Genomic DNA, 22,547 nt, shown 5'->3' with positions numbered 1-22,547 from the left:
CCTATCCTCGCGCCCTGATCACACCCAAACCGAACCCGAATTCGGATTCAGCTGGGGAATAATGCTAGCAAATACCGACGGAAGAATAACCCCGACTTCTATGGAGGCAGTATGACTGGACGATTGAAATTTATTTCCGAACCTTGAAATCGGGTTGCCAGGTGGAGGAGCGATTGTTCGAGCGTTTCAGTCGGTTCGATAACTGCCTGGCGGTTTTTTTGGTAGTGGCTTGGAAGGTTCTGTACCTGTGTCACTTAGGCCGCAGTTGCCCGGACATGGACTGCGAGATCGTGTTCACGCCGAGCGAGTGGAAAGCGGTGTACATGGTGGTGACGAAGAAGGCGTTGCCATCGAAGCCACCGACGCTCAACGAAATGATCCGTTTGATCGCTACTTTGGGCGGCTATGTGATCCGCAAAAGTACTCAACCGGGAGCCCAGACTCTTTGGCTTGGACTGCAACGAGTCAACGACCTGTCCCACGCATGGGACGCTTTCGGCCCCGATTCTCGAAAAAAATCAGACAACCAATCCGACCACACTTGTGTGGTACAGTGAGCTGCGTAAGCGAGGGATAATTAATATTGACTCATCCCTCGCTTACGCAGCGGTTTACGATTAAATCAACACGCCGTTAGCAACGCGGGATCATCAACTGACGTAGTGGATCTTGTTAAAGTGACGTAGTGGATCTTGTTAAAGATCCTTTTGCAGGAGGATCTTTAACAAGATCCACTACAAATGTTTCACTTATTGATCCCGCGATGCTTAGGACTGCATGTTTGAGAAACTGTGCGGGATGGACCGGTCGCACGGTGCGGGATGTTTCTGCCGTACGTATTGTGCTTGCTAAGCCGATTCCACTTCTTGGATGGAATTCGCCGCGAAGGAGGAAACGATGCGTTACAACGGCCTGCAGCCCCATGCCTTGTTAGGCTTGTTATGCCTAATCCCCTGTCTCGCGGCGGCAGGGTGCAGCAGCCTAGGGATGTCGCTCTATCCATCGAATTCGACCTTGACGCGTGAGGCGAAAGAGGTGCTCGACGCGTCCCGCATCCCCGCCAGTATGCCGAGGGAAAACGCCAAAACCGTGTTGCCGCCCCACGCACTCGAGCCGGGCGACTCGTTGTTAATCGAACCGGTCAACCTGGAAAGAGACCTGCGGTTGCCGGCCGACCAAATTGTGTTAGCCGATGGCACGGTGGATCTAGGACCGTACGGCCGGGTCGTCGTTGCCGGACAAAACCTGGAGCAGGCCGAAGCGCTGATCGAGCAACAGATCGCCTATCAAATCCGGCAACAGCGTGAGTCGTGCCAGAAATTCTTTCCAAAGCAAGACCGTCAGGATATTGACCTGCCCGAATTGCCCGAAGATTGCGACTCGATCGCCGTCAATGTCCGCATGCTCGAACCCGTTCATCGGTTTTACGTCTTAGGTGAAGTCAACGCCCCAGGTGCATATCCGCTGTCGGGATTTGAAACGGTCTTGGACGCGATCGTGACCGCCGGCGGATTGACGACATCGGCCAATCCTTGCAAGATTTTGTTGGCTCGTCCGACTGAACCTTGCGATTGCCGAGTGACATTGCCGGTTTGTTATCGCGAGATCGTGCAGATGGGCAACACCTCGTCGAATTATCAATTGCAACCGGGTGACCGTGTGTTTGTTTCGTCGCGATCGTGTTTGGATGAACTGATGTTTTGGCGTGCGGACCGACCGTGTTCGCGATGCTCCGGTTGCAATCGTCCCTGTCGCAACCCGGCGATCGTGACGGCCCGCCCGATGTTGTCGGTTGCAGATCCGATGATCGCGCCGGGAAGCATGGGGTGGTTGCGATACGCCAGTGATCCGCTCAAAGCCAATGACCTGGTCGAAGAGGGAACCGTGGGCAATGATGCGGTGAATGAGCCCGGGTTGGGCGACTACTTAAATTCGGGCAACGGACCGAGTACGCTCGGCGTTGAGCCGAACCCGGACACTGATGCGGACGGAGAACTGAGATTTGAATAAGAGCCCGTCCGACCACGGACCTGAAGACCGCGCACGATGAACGAAAGGTATCTTCTCATCTTCTTGAGGCTCGTCGGCTTGACCGCTTTGCTCGCCTTCGGTGCCGCCTTGATGCCCGAGCGATGGATGATCGAAATCGCCGAAGAGTTAGGAATCAAGTCGTTCCCCGAACACCCGCTGACGTTTTATCTGGCTCGAAATCTCTCGTTGCTGTACGGGTATGTCGGGGCCGTGATGTTGCTCGTCGCGTCGGATCTGGCGCGTTACCGACCGTTGGTGAGTTGGATGGCCAAGGGCACCATTTCGTTCGGCGTATTGCAACTGATTGTCGACGCAATGTCGGGGCTGCCCACTTGGTGGACGCTCGGCGAGGGAACGTCCACGTTGATCGGCGGAGTGATGTTGTGGTGGCTCGATCGTCGAACGCCATCGAGCGGCCCGTAACCAGATCCACCGCCCGAATGATTGACGACGAGAACGCCTACGCCGCCATGCGGGCAGGGTTGCTGTTGTCGAAGATCGCCGATCGGTCCGATTCTTCCATTTGGCTGTCGGCCAACTCTTGCGACAGGACTTCTTCGGCTAGTGACTGATAATCGAACGCACCGTTTGAATCGGGCGAATAGTCGAAGATCGATTGACCGAAACTGGGTGCTTCGGCCAAACGAATGTTGCGTCGGATGCGGGTATCAAAGAACTTCGCATTGCGAAAGAACTTACCGGCGTCTTTGGAAACGTTGAAGAATTGATCGATGTCGGTGCTGACCTCGGCGGCCAAACGGGTGTTCGAATCGTACATGCACAAGACGACGCCGGACAATTGCAAACGGCTGTTCATCCGCCGCGAAACCACTTCGATCGTTCGCAACAGTTTGCTGAGCCCGTGCAGGGCCAAGAAGTGGGGCTGCAGCGGCAAGAACACTTCGTTCACCGCCACGAGAGCATTGAGTGTCAAGACACCTAGGCTCGGCGGACAGTCCAGGATCAGGTAGTCAAAATCCTCAGGGTCCTCGGCGAGTTTGTCGCTGAGAATCATTTCACGCCCTACTTCACTGGCCAGTTCCATCTCGGCTGCCGCGAGATCGAGGTTCGATGGCACGACAAACAGATTGTCGTTGATTTTTTGACGGGCTTGCTCGATCGTCGCGTCACCGCAAAGTAACTCGTACATCGTCGCCTCGCCGTCGATGGCAGTGATCCCCAGATGCAACGAAGCATGAGCTTGAGGGTCCAAGTCCATCACGCAGACTTTTCGTCCGGCACGTGCGAGCGCGGCGGCCAAGTTGACGCTGCTGGTTGTTTTACCAACGCCACCTTTCTGATTGATAACGGCGATCGAACGCATGACGGGAGTCTCCTAAAAAGAGGAATGCAAGAGCGGAGTTTTTGAGTCGTTGAAACTCAGGCGGCAGGACGCGTCAATTCACCTGAACCGGTGATCGATTGGTAGGCGAGAAGGACTTCGTATAAGTCCGAATCAATTCGAACCACGTCGTCCTTAAAATCTCGCAGCCAAGTGCGATTGGATTCGCTCGCATGGATCAACAAGCGAGTCATTTGAGCCAAGGACACGTTCACTGTTTTGGGGTTTCCGAGTCCGGCCATCCGGTCAATTTCCCGGTCACAAGCGAAGCGGTGTCGTTGGTTTCGAGCTGAATGCGTGGTCACGTTGGATTCAATCATCGCGGTAAGAACAAACGGATGGCATAGGCACCGGTGAGCCGTCGAGCGGAGTTACGAGCAAAGTTACGAGCGGCGATGTGGGTGGATGTAGCACCCCATCACGACTCGACGCCAGAGCGTCCGGTAAAGGAACTATCGACTTTAACGACTAGGGAGCTTGAAGCGAATTTTTCGATTGTGGTCACCGGTTCGGTTTCACGTCGTTAGAATGGCGATTTCAATGAATCCTGACGCTCTCATCCCGCTCTTTCCCACCCTAAAGGTGATTCTATGCAGAACGCTTCCTCGCCCATTCGACAAAGTGTGATGGGTTGGTGTTTCAAACCGATGCCAACCTTAACTTTAGCCGCACACGCCAAACGCATCGGACTCGAAGCGATCGAAGGCATCCCGGCAACGGACTATGAGGCTGTCCGAAAACTCGGTCTGAAAATCTCGCTCGTCGGTAGTCACGGCTTCGCCAAGGGCCCGCTCGATCCGGATAACCATGCCGAGGTCGAATCCAAACTTCGTGAAAGCATCGATTTAGCGGTCGAGCATCAAGCCCCTGCGGTGATCACCTTCACCGGGATGAAAACGCCAGGCATTTCCGATACGGCAGCATTCGAGAATTGCATTCGATGTTGGAAACGGGTGGTTCCGTACGCCGAGCAGAATAACGTTCGAATCGTGCTCGAACATCTCAACAGTGTCGATGACACGCACCCCATGAAGGGCCATCCGGGGTATTGGGGGGACGATATTGAGCGATGTGTGGATTTGATTCGGGCGATCGACTCACCGAACTTTCAATTGCTCTTCGACATCTATCACGTGCAGATCATGCACGGCGACGTGATCCGTCATCTCCGCCGCTACGCGAAGTTTGTGGGGCACTATCACACCGCCGGGAATCCTGGCCGGGGAGAACTAGATTTGACCCAGGAAATCAACTATCCACCTATCATGCGAGCGATTCAGGAAACCGGATATTCCGGCTACGTCGCTCAGGAATTCATCCCGACGAGCGACGACCCCGCCGCTTCCCTGGCCCAGGCTTTCCAAGTTTGCAACGTATAGAGAAAAAGTTTTTGGAGGATCCGGTCCGCAAAACCGAGTCCAATGCGCGAATCGGTGCCAATGCGAGAAATTCTCGTGCCCCTATTCAGGTGGTTGCGTATGATAGGGTCCTGGCCCACCGAGTCCCTCCCCCGCCTACCCTGGAATCGTGTCTCGCGATGTCCACCCTGCCCACGACCAACGAGATGCCATCACCGGATCCGCCTTCGCGGATTCTGGATAATGGCGATACGGTCGAGGGTGACGGAGTGGTTGAAAATACCAAATTCGAGATCCTCGGCCATGAGATCGACGCGGACGAGGGCCCCGATCAATCGATTGAGCCTCAATTCGAGTTGCCGTCATTCGTTGTTGGCAGCGGTTTCGAAGCGGTTCGAAGCCTCGATTTTCAACGGATCGGAGTGGAGGAACACGAAACCCGTATCATGGTCATCCGCAGCGCCGCCCGTCGCCGAACGGCCGCGATTTGGGGTTCGGCACCGCCGGATCAAACGCAGGACGTCGCTGACCAAGTCGCCAACGTGCTCTGGACGACGTACCGACTGATTGACCCGCGGTTTCGCAACAGTTCGTTTCAACAGATCCGCGTCGGCCGCATCTTGCCATTGGTGTTGTCGTATGCCGCTTGCATGGACTTAGAATGTTCCAATGAACCTATTTCGGATGACCAAACACCGAGTTTGTTTGGTCACCGAATGGCTGTTGTAGCACCTCCCTTTATCCGATCACGAGAACCAGCATCGGACACGCGTCGGACGACACTATCGATTCGGCCAAAACGTGCTGACGCAAACTCGAGTCGTGACGGAAACGAGGCGATGCAGACGTATGCCGAGCTGCGATCTTTCTCGGCCACCTCGATGTGGCAAACGATCGTTCATGACAAGCGATTTTTAGTCGGATTGATCGCAACAACATCCGCCACTGCTGTGTTCCTACTGATTTATGCAATTCGCTTTTCGATGCCGACGCCGGAAGTGATCGCTCAGACTGCGTCCCATCAGTTGCCCACCGAACCTGCCAAGCTGCCCGATACGATCAAACATTCCGACACCCTCGAGCCTTCGGCGACTCCCGGTTCATCTGAGTTGCTCGATTCCGAAGTCTTACCCGCACCGGTCTTGAGTTCGAACGATCTGACACCCGTCATCCCAGTACCCGTTATCCCAGTCGCACCCGTTCCAATGCCAGCGATCGATTTGCTACCGGTCGATCCGGCATCGACTGAGCCTCCGCTTGCGCAGAATCCCATGCCGGCAACCCAACCGGATGCAAGTCAGACGGACGAATTGCTTGCCGCCTTGGCAAAGGCGATTGACGGAAGTGAGGCAGAGCTGAGTTCACAATTAGACGAACTGTCGTCGAACTCAGACGACGTGATGCCTATGATCGCCAAAGATGTGGTACCGATTAAGCAACCCGCTTTTAATTCCGACGAGGTGATTACCGCCGCCGACAACCTTTGGCGAAACACGCCCTCGGCTGCTCGCCAATTCACCGGCGTGACGGCGAAAACACTCATCGATCAATGGGACTTCGAAGCCGAGTTATCCGGTTTCGGAACGCTTGAACACGCTGCGGCTTCTCGGTTATCGCTTCAAGCCGCTTGGTTGGTCGAGCCGTTGTCAATGATTATTGCTCGGCTGCGCGATCATGGACCGGTCTTGGATGTTGAAGTGATCCCAACCGATCCGGCCGCGGACGACCCTGACGGTCTGACCTGTTGTCATCTACCACTTCAAGATCTCACGATCTTGATCGAGTCGTGGCGCGCAGCCCGAAAGCGAGTCGTTATCACCGACGACTTGAACCAAATGCTGCACCAGGGAACGGTCCTGATCGATCGCATCCTAGTAAGCGACCGCTTGCAACCGATCCAACGGGCCGAGTTGATCGAACCGCTGTTGATCGATGTGACGCGACTGGCGGCTTTGGCAAAGGACGAAACGCTCCTTGCCGAGTTCCAAGAGATCACCGACGCGATGAGTTCATTTCCCGATGCTTCGGAATTCTCCCGTTTGGAAGAAACTGACGACGTGTCAGGCTTCCTCGGACGCGTTCGTTGTCTGAAACAACGGCAATGGCAAAAAGGATTGTCTTCGTTGACCAAGACCGCGGAACCGGCACTCGCGTCGTGCGCCAAAGCCGAATGGGAATTGCTACAAACCCAATCTGCCACACCCGAAGCGATGGCCCAGATTGCTGAACGATGGTCCAAGATCGCCGTCCGCTTGCCCCCACGCGAAGCCGCTTCGGTGCGTCTGCACGCGTTGGAACTGTACGGGAATGTTCCACAGTACGCGAAAGAGCGTCAACAACTTCTGATGGCATTGCCACGCTACGTCGCTACCTTGACGCAGCTTTGAATTCGCGAAACCGCGAGCAGAGAAAACTAATCCACGAAACCAACATGACTCTAGCGGATGAGTCCTGCAAGGTTTTTAAGGTGGCTTGCGAGGGCTTCGGGGGTGAACGCGGCTCGGCGCTTGAGGTCTTGGCCCAGGGAATCGGGGTAGATGGATTGCTCTCGGCCCGACGGCAGGTCCAATTCCAATCCGAACTGGTCGACTTGATGGAGTTGCTCGATGTGTTGACGGGCTTCATCGGGCAATACGCCGGGTTGATCGGCGAGTTCCTTGCCGATCACGTCGATCGCCCAAACGAGTTGGCGGGCGGCGTCGTAGCTGGTGATTTCGGCGGCACCGGTCTGTGTTAATCCGATCAGTATCGATTGCGAGAGTGATGACGTCACCGGGCGGCGTTCAGCGGCCTGGATGATTTGGTCGATTACCGGCAGAAGGTCTCGGCAAACCGCAGCGACCTGTTCGGGGCGACCGAAGGGTTGAGCGTCGAAACTCTCCGCCAATTTTTTCTCGAGGTCGACGACTCGTTCGTACAACGGTTGGCCGCCGAATCGATAGGCGATGTTCAATACCGGAGATTGCCACTCGTGTTGACGGGGACGACCGGGAGTACGCGGCATGGCGACGACCGACGACGTCGAAGCGAGGTAGCGAGCTTGCCGTTGACTGTCGCTTTGCAGCTCATGATGACAAGCGGCGCAGTCGTAGAGTGAATAGTCACCCCATTGCTTGCTGCGAACGCTATCGACATACAACTGAACCGTTTTCTTGCGTGCAACCAACGTCGACAGGATCATCTTGCGAGTGTTCCAATAAACTTGGTCGGCATCGATCTGTCCCGTCACGCCAGGATAATTGACGGCGAAGTATGTTTTGCGATCCGCGTCAGCTTTGTCGGTGGTGCCAGCCAAGTTCTTGTAGAGCTGAGCGGGCGTTTGCCAATGCTGGGGCATTTCTTGGCTGAACGTTTCGATTTCAACCGAAGGCAATGGTGGATGTCCGGCGGCGTACATTTGGTGAGTAACGAACATGCCTTTGCTTTGGTTACCGACATGGCAATCCAAACACATTGACGCTTGGGACGCGGTGTTGACGAGATCCTTCATACCCCGCCCCGACTTGTATTCGGGCGCTGCCAATCGCCACGAGTCGCTGTCGAAGTGCTCTTTCTCCCAAGCGGATTCGGTTCCGTCTTGATGACAATACAGGCAATCGATGCCGATCGGCGCGGAGGTGAACGTGCCTTCGGGACGTTCTTTGGTTTGTCCCGGCGTGACGCCTCCGTGGCAGGTCAAACAGGCGTCGTGAAACTGTTGGTATCCTTCGGGAGTATCGACGGTGCCTTCGCCCCAGAGTTTTTCACAAATTCGTCGGCTGAGCTGGTTGCTGGTCCCGATCCAATCTTGGGGGACACCTTTGAGTCCGATCTTGGAACGATCGAGCCGAAGTCTTGGATTTTGGGCGACGATTTGGTCGGCACGGCGATCGAGTTCGTCGATAAGCTTGATCAGCTCCTCGTCCATTTGTTCGAGCGAGAACGGCTCGACCCGTCGGCGGGCGATCGTGTGTTTGTCTTGGCTGATCCAAGCTTCCATTTCCTCGCGGCGACTGAACGGCGTCAAGCTGCCCGAGCCCGCGGCCACGACGGCACTGAAGCCGGGGCCTTCGTAGTGGCAATTGATGCACTCGGTGATCGCGGGCTCACTAATCCAGGCCATGTAGACCGGATCGCTGAGACGATCTTCCGGCGTCGGTTCGGGCTTGGCCGAATCTTGGGCGAGTACCGATGAACTGGCGAGGAGTCCGATAGCGGCAGCGATGCAAGCCAACGCGGCGGACGACTTCGATAAGTGAGTGGTCAATTTGAACATGCCAACGTCAATCGTTTCCAAACGGATTATTGAGAGCGTCGGATTGACGCTTGCGAAGTTCATCAAGCAGTTCTTGGCGTGACTTGACTTTCGGTTCGGGTGTGTCGGGTTTGATCAAAGGTGCCGCCTTATCGGGAACAGGCATCTCCGGCGCATTTTTTTGCAAACCGTTTGGCATTGCGTTTGGCAGTGCGTTTGGTTGCGCGTTTGGTTGTGTTTCCTGACGCTTGGTTTGTTTTTGACGAAGCGTTTCGTTGATCCGGTCGATGGTAGCTTGCCATTTTTCGCGATTCTTCTCGGCGGCGGCTTGTTCGCCTTCCCAGAAGTTCAAGTCTGGCGTTCGGACGTTGCCAAGCCAAGCGGCCAATTCGATCGATAGTTTAGCTGCTTCGTGGCGTTGCAGGGTGGCACCAGAGTCCGCTTTTTCGAATTCGGGCGTATCGAGATGGTCGGGGTAGCCCAGGCCGGTTCGCAGTCGCTCGGCGACGAAGGTGGTCTCGTCACCGGGCCACACGGTTCGCGATGCGACGGCGGCGAGGTAGAGCTGCACGGTCGATTCCCACGTCGCGTACGACTCGCGACGCGACGCCGCATCGACGACCAGACCGGCCAAATCCGCCGACGTGAACGAAGGCGAAATGGAGCGATAAACGACATTGACCCAATGGGAGATCGAACGACGCAGTTCGACGACTTGCTCATGAACGACCGCCACATCGGGAGTCGCGGATGCTTCCATCGTGTTGCGCAATTGATCGAGTTGATCGAGCAATCGGTAGTCGATCTCCTGAGCGATTCCGTTTTGCAGTCGGCTGTGCAGGATGAATCGCAGACCGCTGTCGTTCCATCGGGAGGCGACGGCAACGGCTTGTTGAACTCCGCCTTGGTTCAGACTTTTCAAGGGGGAACGTTCGTTGGCGAATCCGAGCGAGTGGTGGCACGACGAGCAATCATAACTCGATAGCGCGGGCCAAGCATGCCCGGCAACCGGATCGGTGCGGCGAACCAACAGCGACAAAGACGCGTCGGTTGCGGCGATTTGCCCGGCCAACCAGAGTTGAGCTTCGTAGGTCCATGCGTCGTTCGATCGGGCATCACGCCAATGTTTGGGTTGGCGATGGTGATAGGTCGCGAAATCGTATCGCAGCGGCGGGTGACCGGCGGCGATGATGTCGTGGTTCATGTCGCGGTCTTGGTCGCCGATGTGACACGACGCACAAACTCGTGCTCGTGCCAGGAAGTCATTCATCGGCACGTAACCCTCTTGGCTGACGGCGGGTTCGTGCCATTCGTCTTGGGAATGGGTGCCGATCCATTGTTCGGATGGACCGTGGCAACCTGAACAGCCGACGCCTTCGCGACGAAACGTGATCGCCCGGGACGTGCCGACTTCGCATCGTGGTGTTGAGTTGTGACAGGCTAAACAGTTGTCGTAGCCCGCCGGGTCGGTGATTTCTCCGTCGGCATCGAGGATGTCCAAACGCTGCATCATGGCGACCGATTCGGGGGAACAGAACGTGTTCCAACTTTGAGCGTGGGGATCGTTCTCGAACCACATTTGGTATTCATTGCTGCGGACCACCGACGCGTGTACCGAACCCGGACGCGGTCCGCCGTGGCAACTTGCCGCCGCACAGGATTGGGCCCCGAGGATTTTGAGATCGCTACGCAAGATGCCTTGGTGCAGATAATCGAGCGACGACGGCGAATGGGGCGACCAGGTCGGCTCGTCGGCGTGAGCAATCGGACCGCCTTCAAGGACAACCCAGCCCAATAGAAGAAGGAAGCTGAGAACCCCGGTGGAGCGACGAAGATAAATGAAATGATTTCCGTCCATGGAAACTTCCCGTTTGGCGGCCATCCATGGCCGCGGAAGGTTTTGGTCTACGTACTTCGTTGTTGATCGACTTTCCACCGGCAAGGCTTGTTCACGAACAGCCCATATGGAGTACACTGCTGACTGGATTCACGTACAATCGTGCTAATCGTTTAAGTCGAGACGGTTTTGAACGTGCGTGGCGGGATGAATGAACAAAGCCGGCCGCTCGCTTGCCGGTCTGTTGATTGAATCGTTTAACGGCAAGCCGCAGGCGACTGAGTTTGAAAGCGCAGACGCCTGCGGCTTGCCGTTAAACGAAGCTGCCCAAACGCGCACTGATTCAACACGCCGTTGCGCGTCGGGCGTGTATTTGTGGTGTGGTCGTCTTTCAAAATGCTGAACTGAACTAGGAGCGAATTTGTTACTCGACCGTTCTCAATGGAAGCTGCATTTCCCGTTCGGGTTACTGGCGTTGTTGCTAATCGTTGGCGGTGCGGTTTGGTACGTCACCGAATCTAACGCGGCCGGGCGATGGCTCGGCGGCGGCAGCACTCCGGGATTGGTTTGCGGGATCGCGAGCGGTTTGATCATCTTCGCGGAGATGTTTCTGTGGCCTCGCAAGGCTCTGCGTCGTTGGCGGTTGTTTCCGACGAAGTACTGGATGGCGGCCCACCTGTGGCTCGGAATGATTTGTTTCCCGCTGGCGGTACTTCATTGTGGCTTTCACTTGGGCGGCTATCTTCCGGCGACCTTGATGGTCGTATTTGCGGTCGCTTACTTCAGCGGTATCTACGGATGGGCGATTCAAAACGTCTTGCCGAGGTGGCTGCTTCGTAATGTTCCTGGCGAAACGATCTACAGCCAGATCGACCATGTGTCGGGATTGGCGATCGATGACATTCGGCGGATGCTGATTTCATCCTGCGGCCAACGTCGCTCGAAGAGTCAAGAGCCGATCGAAGTCGAGGAGGAACTTGACATCTCGGTCACGCAAACGATCGTCATCGGAGCGATCCGCCAAGTCGGCAAGACATCCGGACGAACCTTGCAAACGCGGCAGGCGACCGACGGCCGAGACGACCGAGACGTACTTTGGACGGCGTTCGATAACATCCAACCCTTCCTCGAACAGGGTGGTCGTGTCGAAAGTCCGGTCACCAATCGCCGAAGTGCGGAACTCTATTTTCAGAGCATTCGCAAAGACTGTGAAACCACCAGCCACGGCGTCGTCGACCTATTGGAACAAGCGTGCGAACAACGCCGGCAATTTGATGTTCAAGCCAACGTGCATCGTTGGTTACATGGCTGGCTGCCGATTCATATTGGCGTATCGATCGCGACAACAATCTTGTTGCTTGTACACATCTGGACGGCATTAAAGTACTGGTAACATGGCTGAGCTTCCCAAATCGCCGACCGGCAAGGACCGATCTCAACGGATTCAGATCGACTATTACAAACGTCGAACGGTGATCGATTCGTGGCGGACGATCGGGATCGTTTCGGGCGTATTGTTCGGTGCGATCTACGGTTGTTATGTGCTGGCGACCCTACCGGGTGATCGTACAGGGAATCAGTTGAGCACCGGACCGATTGCGACCGTTCACGCTTCATTCGAACAAGAATGCAGCCAATGTCATCAGGACTTCACTCCGTTGGACCCGCACGCCCCGTCGCAATGGTTGCCGATCTTGGGCATCGATGAGGCCCAGTCTCGTGAGCATTTGGAGGCGGCTTGTCAGAAGTGTCACGAGGTCGGTCCACACTATCGATCGTCCATGCACGCTTCCTTCGCAAGCATCGATCAAAACTGCGCGGGCTGTCACGCCGATCACCAGGGTCGCGATCACGACCTTACCGCCATGGAGCAGCGAGATTGCTCGCAGTGTCACGCAGACTTGAATGCCGTCGTCATCGGAGAGCCAAAACATAAAGTATCCGTTGTCGGATTCGATCAGTCGACGCACGGCGATTTTCGATCGCTCGGACAAGAGGATCCCGGCCGCATCCGTTTCAGCCATCATCAACATTTATTGCCCGGGCAGGTCGCCCCGGGCGAGGTGGGTGGCATGACGATCGATCGTTTGCGAAGCGAGGACCGATCCCGATATCGACGTTCTGGGCAATCCGACCAAGACGTGGTGCAATTGGATTGTTCAAGCTGCCACGCCTTGGCCGGTCAAGAATTCCAAAGATCCGGAGGCGACTCCAGTTCGATCGATCAGGTGATGTTGAGCGGCAACATCGCCCCCATCCAGTTTGACCAACATTGTTCGGCGTGTCATTCGATCTCGTCCGGCTCGGCTTCGCCGTCGGCGATCGAACTTCCGCACGCGGCCGTTTGGTCAAGGCTCGATCAAATGTTGGCGGCGACGATCCAGGGTGACCGCGCGATGGGCACGGCGACCGGCTCATCGCAAGAGATTCGCTCGAAAGCGACTCTCGGTGTCGGCCCGCAACGGTTGCCGCAGGGCGACGGAAAGGTCACTCCCGGCGAACTCGCGGCCGCGCGGCAACGAGTCGCCGAACAATGTTTGGAGTGTCACGACCAAGAGTCGATCACCGACGAAGCGATCTTGGCGATGAGAGACCCGTCGGCCGATCCTTTGATCCCCGGTCGTTGGCTCAATCACGGCTATTACGATCACGCGGCTCATCGCCAGTTAGCATGTCAGTTATGCCATGCCGAAGCGGACCCGTCCGGGATGCCGACGGAGAATTTAAAGTTGGACTTCGATGATTCCAATCGTGTCATGATTAGTGGAATCGAAATCTGTCAGGCATGTCATCGACCGGCCGGGACGAAGGCTCCGGCTGAACTGGCTCAATGGGATCCGAGTTTGCTCGGCGGAATGCCGACTTGGGCAAGCGACCAATGTACCCTGTGTCATCGCTATCACACCGATCCGTTAGCGGAGGGATCGCGGTGAAACGTCACTTTGTGATTCTCACCATTGTTTCGTTGTCGGTGATCGCTGGGGCGTCGTCAGAGGTCGCGGCACAGCCTGGCAAACTATTGACCAATGCTTCGTGCGCGACGACGACATGCCACGGCAACCAATCGCCGGAATCGCCGGTTTGGGCGCGTTCGCTGCCGCTGCATTTGGCCCTTGATCCGCACGCCCACGCGGGGGTTGTATTGCGTGGGCCGTTGTCGCAAAGGATCGTGGCGAGTTTGGCCCCCGAGTCGACTCAATCACCGGTCGTTTACGATAACGTGTTGCGAACCCGCTGCATTTCTTGCCATGTCACCGTCGACGCGGCCGCTTGCCAACCGGCGGGCGAACTTTCTGACGAAATCCTTGGTCGTGGCGTCTCGTGTGAATCATGCCACGGTCACGCCGGTGGTTGGGTGGAAGAACATGTGGGTCCGGATTGGCGGCGGTTGCAAGATGAACCAAGCGTCGGTTTTCGAAACAACGGAAGTTTGATTGGTCGTGCAGAGACCTGCCTACGATGTCATGTCGGATCACGCACCGAAGATGGTTTGGTGCGGGATGTCAATCATGACATGATCGCCGCCGGGCACCCGGCACTGCGATTCGATTTGTTGACCTATCACGTGAACCTACCTGCGCACTGGGACACCACATCGGATCAAGAGCAAGCGTTATTTAGTTCCAGCATCCGCGTGCGTGAAGTCGGGCAAGCGATCGGTTTGGCGGCTGCGGCAAGATTGTCGGCCGAACGAGCGAGCGACTACCTCAAGACTGGTCGACGTTCCGACGTCGTTTGGCCTGAACTGGCCGACTTCGATTGTTTTGCCTGTCATCAATCGCTCTCGAGCGACTCGTATCATTTGCCGGCGGGGAAGGTTCAGAAGTCCGATTTGCATATCAGTGATGGGTTGCCCGTATGGAATGCGTGGCATTCGATCTTGTTATTGAACCTGCGACAAAAGCAGCAATGGTTGTCCGCGCTCTCGCCACAAAATTACGATCCGAAACAAATGGCCGAAATCGGTCCGCAGATAGCGGAGCATTTTAGTGACATGGCTCGACAAGCGGCGGAGCGATTCCCCAGCCCGATGGCGGTATTGGGCGAAACCATCGATGATCTTCATGCCAACCCGCCGGTCGATTGGCACGCCGCGGCGATTCAGTTCTTGCGCATCGAAGCGGTTGCCGAGGATTTGACTCGCTCCGGAAAAAACGCCGTGATCGCCAATCGACTCAACGCCAAACTTCCTCGACTCGAACAACTCCTGCGTTTCGACGCGAGTGATACCAGTTTCAATTCGACAAACTTTCTGATGAGTCCTAAGGGGTTCCGAGCGGATCGTTTTCGAGCCGAAGCATTGGATTCCCTTGGTCACCCCATTCCCGCTGAAACACCATGATCATTCCCGCCTTGCATGACCGCCAACATCGACGTGGATACCTGAGTCGAACGGACATGGTCGAAATCGCTCAAGAGTGCGACGTCCCGCTGCACCGCGTCGGCGCGGTCGTGTCGTTCTTTCCCCACTTTCGAACCGAGCCGCCACCCAAGGTCGTCGTGCATGTTTGTCGTGACATGAGTTGTCACTTGCGTTCGTCGACCGCGATGACAGATCGTTTGGCCGAATGGGCGGGGCGAAAGTATGGCACCGACGTGGAAGTTTGCGGCGTATCCTGTTTAGGACGTTGTGACCGGGCTCCGGCGGCGATGGTGGGTGAGAATTTAGTTGCCAGCGCCACCCCTGAACGTCTGCGGGCGGCGATCGAGGCTGAGGCGAACGAACAATCGTTCCGTTACGACAGCGACTGGGACACGTTGACCCAAAAACGCGGCCAATGGGATATGGACATTTATGATAAGGAGCCGACCTACGATATCATTCGCGCCTATGTCAACGACGGCGGTACGCCCAAAGGTGTTCTCGCGGCCCTCGAGCATGCCGGGCTGCTCGGTATGGGCGGTGCCGGCGGGCGGGCCTATTTGAAATGGAGCGACGTGCGAGAAGCGGAAGGCTCCGAGGCTAAGAAATACATCGTATGCAACGCCGACGAGAGCGAGCCGGGCACGTTCAAAGATCGTGAGATCTTGCTGCTCACGCCGCACCTGACGATCGAAGGCATGATCTTGGCCGGGATGGTCGTCGGTGCACGCGAAGGTTATCTCTACATCCGCCATGAATACCCCGAACAGATCGAAAAATGTCGAAAAGAAATCGAACGTGCCAAGTCGATCGGCGCGCTCGGGCGCAGCATTTTTGGTAGTCGTTACCAGATGGAATTGGAGGTCTTTCCTAGTCCAGGCGGTTATATCTGTGGTGAACAAACCGCATTGATCGAAGCGATGGAAGACAAACGCGCCGAACCACGCAACCGGCCTCCGGAATTGATGACCAACGGTTTGCACGATCAACCGACTTTGTTGTCCAACGTTGAAACGTTCGCTTGGGTGCCCGCAATTTTGAAAGACCGTGGTGATTGGTTCGCGAGCCAAGGACGCCGCGACACCGTTTTGGCCAAAGGCTCGGGAACAGACATGAAGGGCAAGCGACTGTTCTCGATCAGCGGCGACGTTCGTCTTCCAGGCGTCTATGAAGTCCCGACCGGGATCACGCTGGGCGAACTGATCGACGATCACTGCGGCGGGATGCGAGACGGCATCGGGATCGCTGCGGTCGCGCTGAGCGGTCCGTCGGGCGGGCTGTTGCCGCCCAAAATTCCGATCGAGTACTTGAACGAACGAAATCTGAAAGAACGTCTGCCTGCGGGTGTTCGCGAAATCGACGTGCGAGACCTACCACTGGACATCCAAGTCTCTCGGGCGATCGGCTACATGCTCGGTGCCGGCATCGTCGTTTACGGAGAAGGTTGCGACGTGCTAGCCGAAGCGGTCGCCAACAGTCGCTTCTATCGAAACGAATCGTGTGGCAAGTGCGTTCCCTGCCGCATCGGTTCACAAAAGATTACCGAGATGGGCGAACGAATGCTGGCCGGAAAAGTTTCGATCGGTGAACTCCCGGTCCTGAGTGATTTGACGATGGAGCTTTCCGGCGTGATGCAAGCGACCAGTATCTGCGGTCTCGGCCAAGTCGCCAGCAACCCGCTGCAATCCTTCCTCCGCTTCTTTCCCGAACTTGCCCGCCGCGCGTGTGATCGATCATGAATGATTCCAAAAATCCCGATTCATCGCGGCTGGATCTTTCGATGCTGCTGGGTAGCCCCGTGCCGACGGAGGTTCAAATCGACGACGAAGCGCTGTTCGCTCGGGATTTCAACGGCAACCTGTTGCGGATGGAAGAGGCCACCGCGTCGGAACTCGACCAAACCGTGACGTTGACGATCGACGGGATCGAAGTCACGGTGCAGTTGGCCGTTCCGACGACGGACTCCCAGGGAAAAGTCATTCGCGACGCCCAAGGACAACCGATTCCCCGTCCGACCACGATCTATGACGCGACGACCAAGGCTTTTGCGAATCGTCCCGGTCCCGAACGATCCGGTCAAGATCGAACGCACCACCAAGGCTCACACAATGAGCACCCGATCCCGACGCTATGTCACAAAGAACATCTGCCGCCGATCGGGGTTTGCCGCGTGTGCATGGTCGAAGCGACGGAAATGAGTCGCCGTGGCCCGCGCAGTAAGTTGGTGCCATCGTGTATCCAACGCGTCACCGACGGGATGATCGTCAACACCGTCGCCAGCCAAGCCGACCCGGCGGCCGCGGCTCGGGTGCGTCAGGCGACCTCAACGATCGTTGAGCTATTGATGGCCGATCACGCGCCCGCCGACGTGCGTGATTCCAATCCCAAGACATCGAGCAACGAGCTCGTCGCCATCGCCGATCGGCTCGGCATCGTCGGATCCCGGTTTGCCCCCGCTACGATCAAGCGGACGCAAGACCTGTCCAGCAAAACGATCCAGGTCAATCGTGACGAATGCATCATGTGCGGTCGTTGTCGACGTGGTTGCAATGACTTGAAACGCAATGACGTGATCGGCATCGCGGGCAAAGGATACGACAGCCACATCGCATTCGACCTTGATGATCCGATGGGCAAGAGCAGTTGTGTCTCGTGTGGCGAGTGCGCGATCAGTTGCCCGACGGGCGCGCTCGAGTTTCAGCCATCCTTCATCGAAACGCAAATCAAACGTCTCGAAGACGAGTTGAAAGAAAACAACAGCGACGGGACGATCGTGACCGCCGAAGAACTCAGTCGTTATTCGTTGTTCGCCGGCATTCCTAAAAAATTCTTGCAGTTCAACGGTGCCGCCGTCGTCCGCCGGACACTTCAGCCAGGACAAACGCTGTGTACCGAAGGCGAATACGGCTCGACCGCGTTTGTGATCCTGAGCGGCGAGTTCGAAGTCTTCATCTCCAGCCAACGCGGGGCGGTCCGAAATCGAGTCGCCGATGGTATTTGGGGACTTCTCGGTGGAATCAAGACCGTTATCGAAGCCGTCGGCGGCAAAGCCCGCTTGTCGGACTTTGCCGGCGCGTCCCTTGATGACCAACAGCGGATCTTGGTGGATGCCGACGACGTGATCATCGGCGAGATGACGTGTTTGAACCGTTACCCTCGCAGCGCCACCGTGGTGGCCACAAAACCGTCCGAAGTCCTCGAGATCAAACGCAACATCCTCTACATGTTGCAACGAAATTCCGCCAGTCGCGAAATCCTTGATCAGAAATACCGCAGCCGTTCGCTATCGAATCGTTTGCAATCGTTGCCAATCTTGGAACCACTCGAAGAAAACGTGCGTCGGAAAGCCGCCGAGGCGCTTCGTGATCGCGTCGACCTAATATCCGTCGAGCCTGGCCAAACGATTTTCGAACAAGGCGATCCGGCCGATCACTATTACATCATCCGATTGGGATTCGTGAAAGTCAGTCAAACCTTTCAGGGAACCGAACGTGTTCTGAACTATCTCGCTCCCGGATCGGCGTTTGGTGAAATCGGTTTGTTGGACGACTTTCGCCGCATCTACGCGGCGGAGTTCGAGCCCGATACGCCGCCGGGGACCAGAACCGCGACCTGTTCGGCCCTCGATCACGTTGAACTCATTCGCATCCAAGGCAAGCACTTCCGCAAGCTGGTGCAACGATTCCCCGAGATCCGAAAAAGTATGGGCGATCGGATGCGAGAATTGCTGCAGCGTGACGAAGACGCCAAAGAACAAATGCAGCAAGTCGAGACGGAAGACTTCCTCGAACAAGGTTTATACCTTGCGCAGAGTCTGCTCGTTTTGGATTTGGAACGATGCACCCGATGTGACGAATGTACCAAAGCGTGCGCCGACACACACGACGGTGTGACCCGATTGGTCCGTGACGGGTTGCGATTTGACAAGTACCTCGTTGCCAGCAGTTGTCGTTCGTGCATGGACCCGTACTGTTTGGTCGGATGCCCGGTCGACGCCATCCATCGCAACGGCGAATCGTTGGAGATCGAGATCGAGGACTATTGCATCGGTTGCGGTTTGTGCGCGAATAATTGTCCTTACGGTAACATCAACATGCACGGGTTCCCCAAACAAGAAGTGGACGAGAAAGGCCGATTGAGAACGGTCTATCAAATTCGCAGCAGCGGCAAACGCAAACCGGTAGTGCAGCAACGGGCCACCACGTGTGACCTATGCCGCAGCATCGACGGCAAGCCTAGCTGCGTTTACGCTTGTCCTCATAACGCTGCATTCCGCATGTCTGGACCAGAGCTTCATCAATTGACGATGAAGTAGATGACCGTGTTGACCACGTGTCTACACCATTGCCGGCTTGAGCCCCGTCGGAGGTTGGTGCGGCGCGGGCGGGATGCCTTTGGCGGACTCTTCGATGAAATCGGTCGAGATGTCCAGGTCTTGCAACAACAACCGCGAACTGATTCGGCTCGATTCATAGATCACCGGCAAACCACTGCCCGGATGCGTTCCGCCGCCGACCAAATACACGCCGTCGAGTTCCTCGAAACGGTTGCGGGGTCGCAGGTGCAGCATCTGGCCGAGGTTGTGCGCCAAGTTGAACGTGGCACCTTTGTAGATCGCGTAGTCCGAGTTCCAATCGTCCGGCGTGATGCGGTGCTCGACGCGGATCCGGTCTCGGACGTCGTCCAAACCGATCGCGGCGAGTTGATCCAGTGTTTTTTCTCGCAACGGATCCGATTCGCGTGACCAGTCCACGTTGGCGTGTTGGTGCGTAACGGGAACTAGCACATACAACGTCGAGCAACCCGCCGGGGCGAGCGTCGGATCGGTCACGCAGGCGTTTTGAACGTACACCGATGGGTCTTGGCTAATGACGTGATCGGATTCAATGTCGCGCAGATTCTGGTCGTACGTTTCGCTAATGTGAATGTTGTGATGCGGGAGGTCTTCGTACAGTCCTTCGATGCCCAAGTAGAGCATGTAAGTGCTGCACGAGAACTTCTTTTTGGCGACCTGTTCGTTCTTCCAGCGTCGCCGCATTTCGTTGGGGACGGTTTTGGTGATCCAATCGGCGAAATCCGCGTTGATGACGAACGCATCCGCGTCGTAGCGACCTTCCGAGGTCCGCAACGCCGTCAATCGTTTGCCTTGCAATTCGATCGATTCGACCGGTTCGTTCAAGCGAATGATCACGCCCATTTCCTGAGCGATCTCGGCCATCCGCTCGCTTACCCGGCTGCATCCGCCGATCGGGTGAAAGACGCCGTATTCGTATTCGAGGAACGACAGGATGCTGAACAGACTCGGGCAGTTAAACGGGGACATGCCCAAGTACTTGGCTTGGAACGCGAACGCGATCACCAACCGCGGGTCGCTGAAGTAACGCTCGAGTTCCTGGCCCAAACTTCGCAGCGGATGAACCTTGCTCGCCGCCGCCAAGACCGAAGGCCGCAACAGGTCCAGCGGGGAGCTGAAGGGTTGTTCGAGGATCGGACGAAACTTCTCCAGTTTGACACGATTGTCGTCCATGTATTTTTGGAGTTGCCCGACATCGGCCGGAGCGAACTGGGCGATCTGCCGATCCATTTTTTCCATGTCAGCCGAACAGTCCAACTGACCGCCGCCGCCGAAGGTCAGCCGGTATTGCGGATCGAGTCGCTCCATCGGCACCTCGTCCATCAGGTCGTAGCCGGCCGAGTGAAAAATCTCGCTCAGGACGCGGGGGTACAGGAAAAACGTGGGTCCGCAGTCGAAACGGAACCCGTCCATCTCGATCGCCGAGGTACGCCCGCCGACACGATCGCGACGTTCCAGGATCGTTACCTCACATCCCGCTTTGGCCAACTGCATCGCGCTGGCCAAACCGCCCGGTCCGGCGCCGACGATGACGACTTTTTTCTTGTTCATCCGTATTCCGCTGAATTTCCGCTAAACCCGATCCGTTTTGTTCATCAAACTAGGATCGCACTGTAGAAGATTCGCCGGTTTTGCACAGTGTCAGTTGAACAAACGCTCGGTCCAAACCTTGATTTGCTCGCGGACCCGGTCCGGGGCCGTGGAGCCTTCGCTACGGAAAGCGGCGACGGCATTTTGGGTGCCCAAGACGTCCATTACTGATGCGTCAATTTGCCCGTCGCTGAGTCGGCTGAGTTCGTCGATCGGCAACTCGGCCAACGGCACCTCCCGTTTCATCGCCTCGCCCACGATCGCGCCGACGAGGTGATGGGCGGTGCGTTGGGGCATGCCTTTTTGAATCATCCATTCCATCAGCGTCGTCGCATCGAGATAGCCCTTCTCGATCCGAGCGGCGATCGACTTGCGTTTCAATGTCGCGCCGGCCACGATCGGCGTTGCCAACTCCAACATCGCTCGTGTCGTGTCGAACGCATCGAACATCGGCGGTTTGTCTTCTTGCAGGTCGCGGTTGTACGCCAGAGGCAAGTTCTTCACCAACAACATCAACGTCTGCAGGCTGCCCATCACGCGAGCGGACTTGCCACGGGTCAACTCCAACGTGTCGGGATTGACCTTCTGCGGCATGATGCTGCTGCCGGTGCAAAATTGTTGTGGGATTTGGATGAAGTCGAATTCGACCGTGCTCCACAAAATCCATTCCTCGGCCCATCCACTCAGGTGCGAGGCGATCATCGACAACACGAAGGTGGATTCCAAGACGAAATCGCGGTCGCTGCTGGTGTCCAAACTGTTCGCCGTGATGCCTTCGAAACCGAGAGATTGGGCCGTATGGCGACGGTCGATCGGAAGCGTCGTTCCGGCTACCGCAGCGATGCCGAGCGGACATTGGTTGACCCGTTTGCGACAATCGGCGACCCGTTCGCGATCGCGTTGAAACTTTTCAATGTACGCAAGCCAATAGTGTGGCGCGAGCACCGGCTGGGCGCGTTGCAAGTGCGTGTAAGCGGGCAAGATGACATCGAAATCGGCGTCACAACGACTCAGGAACGCTCGCTGCAGATCCAGCAACAACGCGTCGATTTGGTCGAGCGATTCGCGGACCCACATCCGCACGTCCGTGCTGACCTGGTCGTTGCGGCTGCGGGCGGTGTGCAGTTTTCGCCCGACGTCGCCGGTCGCATCGATGAGCGCCTGTTCGACGTGCATGTGAATGTCTTCGAGCTCGAAACGCAGGGGCAGTTCGCCGCGATCGAGCCGGCCACGGATGACTTCGAGCTGTTCTCGGATTTGCGTGAACTCGGTTTCGCTGATCAGCCCGACCGACTGCAACATGTCTGCGTGGGCGATCGAACCACGAATGTCTTGCTCGTACAGACGAGAATCAAAAGAAATGCTTTCGGCGTAAGCTTCGAGTCGCTGGTCGGTTGCTTCGGCAAAAACGCCGCTGCGAGAAGGGCTGGCCACGGTT

The 22,547-nt window shown here is 56.6% G+C and carries 16 protein-coding genes; 10 read left to right on the top strand and 6 right to left on the bottom strand.

Annotation, left to right across the window (positions count from 1 at the left end):
* Positions 1-173: 173 nt before the first annotated feature.
* From Pla100_RS03380 to Pla100_RS03370, 3 genes are all read left to right on the top strand, one after another.
* Complete coding sequence (locus tag Pla100_RS03380; RefSeq protein WP_231602625.1) at positions 174-557, top strand: IS4 family transposase; 384 nt, start codon at positions 174-176, stop codon at positions 555-557.
* Positions 558-870: 313 nt separating this feature from the next.
* The gene (locus Pla100_RS03375; RefSeq protein ID WP_231602623.1) at positions 871-2,010 is read left to right on the top strand and encodes a polysaccharide biosynthesis/export family protein; all 1,140 of its coding nucleotides are present in this window, start codon (positions 871-873) and stop codon (positions 2,008-2,010) included.
* A gap of 36 nt (positions 2,011-2,046) precedes the next feature.
* The gene (locus Pla100_RS03370; protein WP_146576218.1) at positions 2,047-2,454 is read left to right on the top strand and encodes a hypothetical protein; all 408 of its coding nucleotides are present in this window, start codon (positions 2,047-2,049) and stop codon (positions 2,452-2,454) included.
* A 37-nt stretch (positions 2,455-2,491) separates the two neighbouring features.
* Here the strand turns inward: Pla100_RS03370 and Pla100_RS03365 are convergent, their stop codons facing one another.
* Both Pla100_RS03365 and Pla100_RS03360 read right to left on the bottom strand, forming a co-directional pair.
* Positions 2,492-3,355, bottom strand: a complete 864-nt coding sequence (locus Pla100_RS03365; protein ID WP_146576217.1) for a ParA family protein — start codon at positions 3,353-3,355, stop codon at positions 2,492-2,494.
* Between the two features lie 56 nt (positions 3,356-3,411).
* Positions 3,412-3,678 carry a hypothetical protein gene (locus tag Pla100_RS03360; RefSeq protein WP_146576216.1) on the bottom strand — a complete coding sequence of 89 codons (267 nt, stop codon included), beginning with the start codon at positions 3,676-3,678 and terminating at the stop codon, positions 3,412-3,414.
* Positions 3,679-4,020: 342 nt separating this feature from the next.
* Here Pla100_RS03360 and Pla100_RS03355 point away from each other — a divergent pair, with 342 nt between their 5' ends.
* Both Pla100_RS03355 and Pla100_RS03350 read left to right on the top strand, forming a co-directional pair.
* Positions 4,021-4,752: a TIM barrel protein gene (locus tag Pla100_RS03355; RefSeq protein ID WP_231602621.1), complete on the top strand. Its 732-nt coding sequence runs from the start codon at positions 4,021-4,023 to the stop codon at positions 4,750-4,752.
* Between the two features lie 158 nt (positions 4,753-4,910).
* Positions 4,911-7,118 (top strand): hypothetical protein, encoded by a 2,208-nt coding sequence (locus tag Pla100_RS03350; protein ID WP_146576215.1) that lies wholly within the window; start codon positions 4,911-4,913, stop codon positions 7,116-7,118.
* A 50-nt stretch (positions 7,119-7,168) separates the two neighbouring features.
* On the opposite strand, the gene Pla100_RS03345 is transcribed toward Pla100_RS03350, so the two are convergent.
* Together Pla100_RS03345 and Pla100_RS03340 are read right to left on the bottom strand one after the other, a co-directional pair.
* A complete protein-coding gene (locus Pla100_RS03345) occupies positions 7,169-8,986 on the bottom strand; it encodes a multiheme c-type cytochrome (protein ID WP_146576214.1) in 1,818 nt (605 codons plus the stop codon).
* Between the two features lie 7 nt (positions 8,987-8,993).
* A complete protein-coding gene (locus tag Pla100_RS03340; protein WP_231602619.1) occupies positions 8,994-10,823 on the bottom strand; it encodes a cytochrome c family protein in 1,830 nt (609 codons plus the stop codon).
* A 400-nt stretch (positions 10,824-11,223) separates the two neighbouring features.
* On the opposite strand from Pla100_RS03340, the gene Pla100_RS03335 reads away from it, so the two are divergent.
* From Pla100_RS03335 to Pla100_RS03315, 5 genes are read left to right on the top strand one after another with little or no spacing between them, the layout of a single operon-like run.
* Positions 11,224-12,195: a hypothetical protein gene (locus tag Pla100_RS03335; RefSeq protein ID WP_197167667.1), complete on the top strand. Its 972-nt coding sequence runs from the start codon at positions 11,224-11,226 to the stop codon at positions 12,193-12,195.
* A gap of 1 nt (position 12,196) precedes the next feature.
* The gene (locus Pla100_RS03330) at positions 12,197-13,735 is read left to right on the top strand and encodes a multiheme c-type cytochrome (protein ID WP_146576213.1); all 1,539 of its coding nucleotides are present in this window, start codon (positions 12,197-12,199) and stop codon (positions 13,733-13,735) included.
* The gene (locus tag Pla100_RS03325; RefSeq protein ID WP_197167666.1) at positions 13,732-15,144 is read left to right on the top strand and encodes a multiheme c-type cytochrome; all 1,413 of its coding nucleotides are present in this window, start codon (positions 13,732-13,734) and stop codon (positions 15,142-15,144) included. The genes Pla100_RS03330 and Pla100_RS03325 overlap by 4 nt, the downstream gene beginning before the upstream one ends.
* Positions 15,141-16,904 carry an NAD(P)H-dependent oxidoreductase subunit E gene (locus Pla100_RS03320; RefSeq protein ID WP_146576211.1) on the top strand — a complete coding sequence of 588 codons (1,764 nt, stop codon included), beginning with the start codon at positions 15,141-15,143 and terminating at the stop codon, positions 16,902-16,904. Before Pla100_RS03325 ends, Pla100_RS03320 begins: the two co-directional genes overlap by 4 nt.
* Positions 16,901-19,480, top strand: a complete 2,580-nt coding sequence (locus Pla100_RS03315) for a cyclic nucleotide-binding domain-containing protein (RefSeq protein ID WP_146576210.1) — start codon at positions 16,901-16,903, stop codon at positions 19,478-19,480. The genes Pla100_RS03320 and Pla100_RS03315 overlap by 4 nt, the downstream gene beginning before the upstream one ends.
* A 21-nt stretch (positions 19,481-19,501) precedes the next feature.
* Here the strand turns inward: Pla100_RS03315 and Pla100_RS03310 are convergent, their stop codons facing one another.
* Both Pla100_RS03310 and argH read right to left on the bottom strand, forming a co-directional pair.
* Complete coding sequence (locus tag Pla100_RS03310) at positions 19,502-21,070, bottom strand: phytoene desaturase (protein WP_146576209.1); 1,569 nt, start codon at positions 21,068-21,070, stop codon at positions 19,502-19,504.
* Between the two features lie 90 nt (positions 21,071-21,160).
* Positions 21,161-22,543, bottom strand: coding sequence for an argininosuccinate lyase (gene argH / locus Pla100_RS03305; RefSeq protein WP_146576208.1), 1,383 nt, complete (start codon positions 22,541-22,543; stop codon positions 21,161-21,163).
* Positions 22,544-22,547 lie beyond the last annotated feature (4 nt).

The sequence above is a fragment of the Neorhodopirellula pilleata genome (assembly GCF_007859915.1).
Taxonomy (GTDB): Bacteria; Planctomycetota; Planctomycetia; order Pirellulales; family Pirellulaceae; genus Rhodopirellula; species Rhodopirellula pilleata.
The sequence above is the reverse complement of the archived record's forward strand: the minus strand, read 5'-3'. Positions and strand labels throughout refer to the sequence as shown.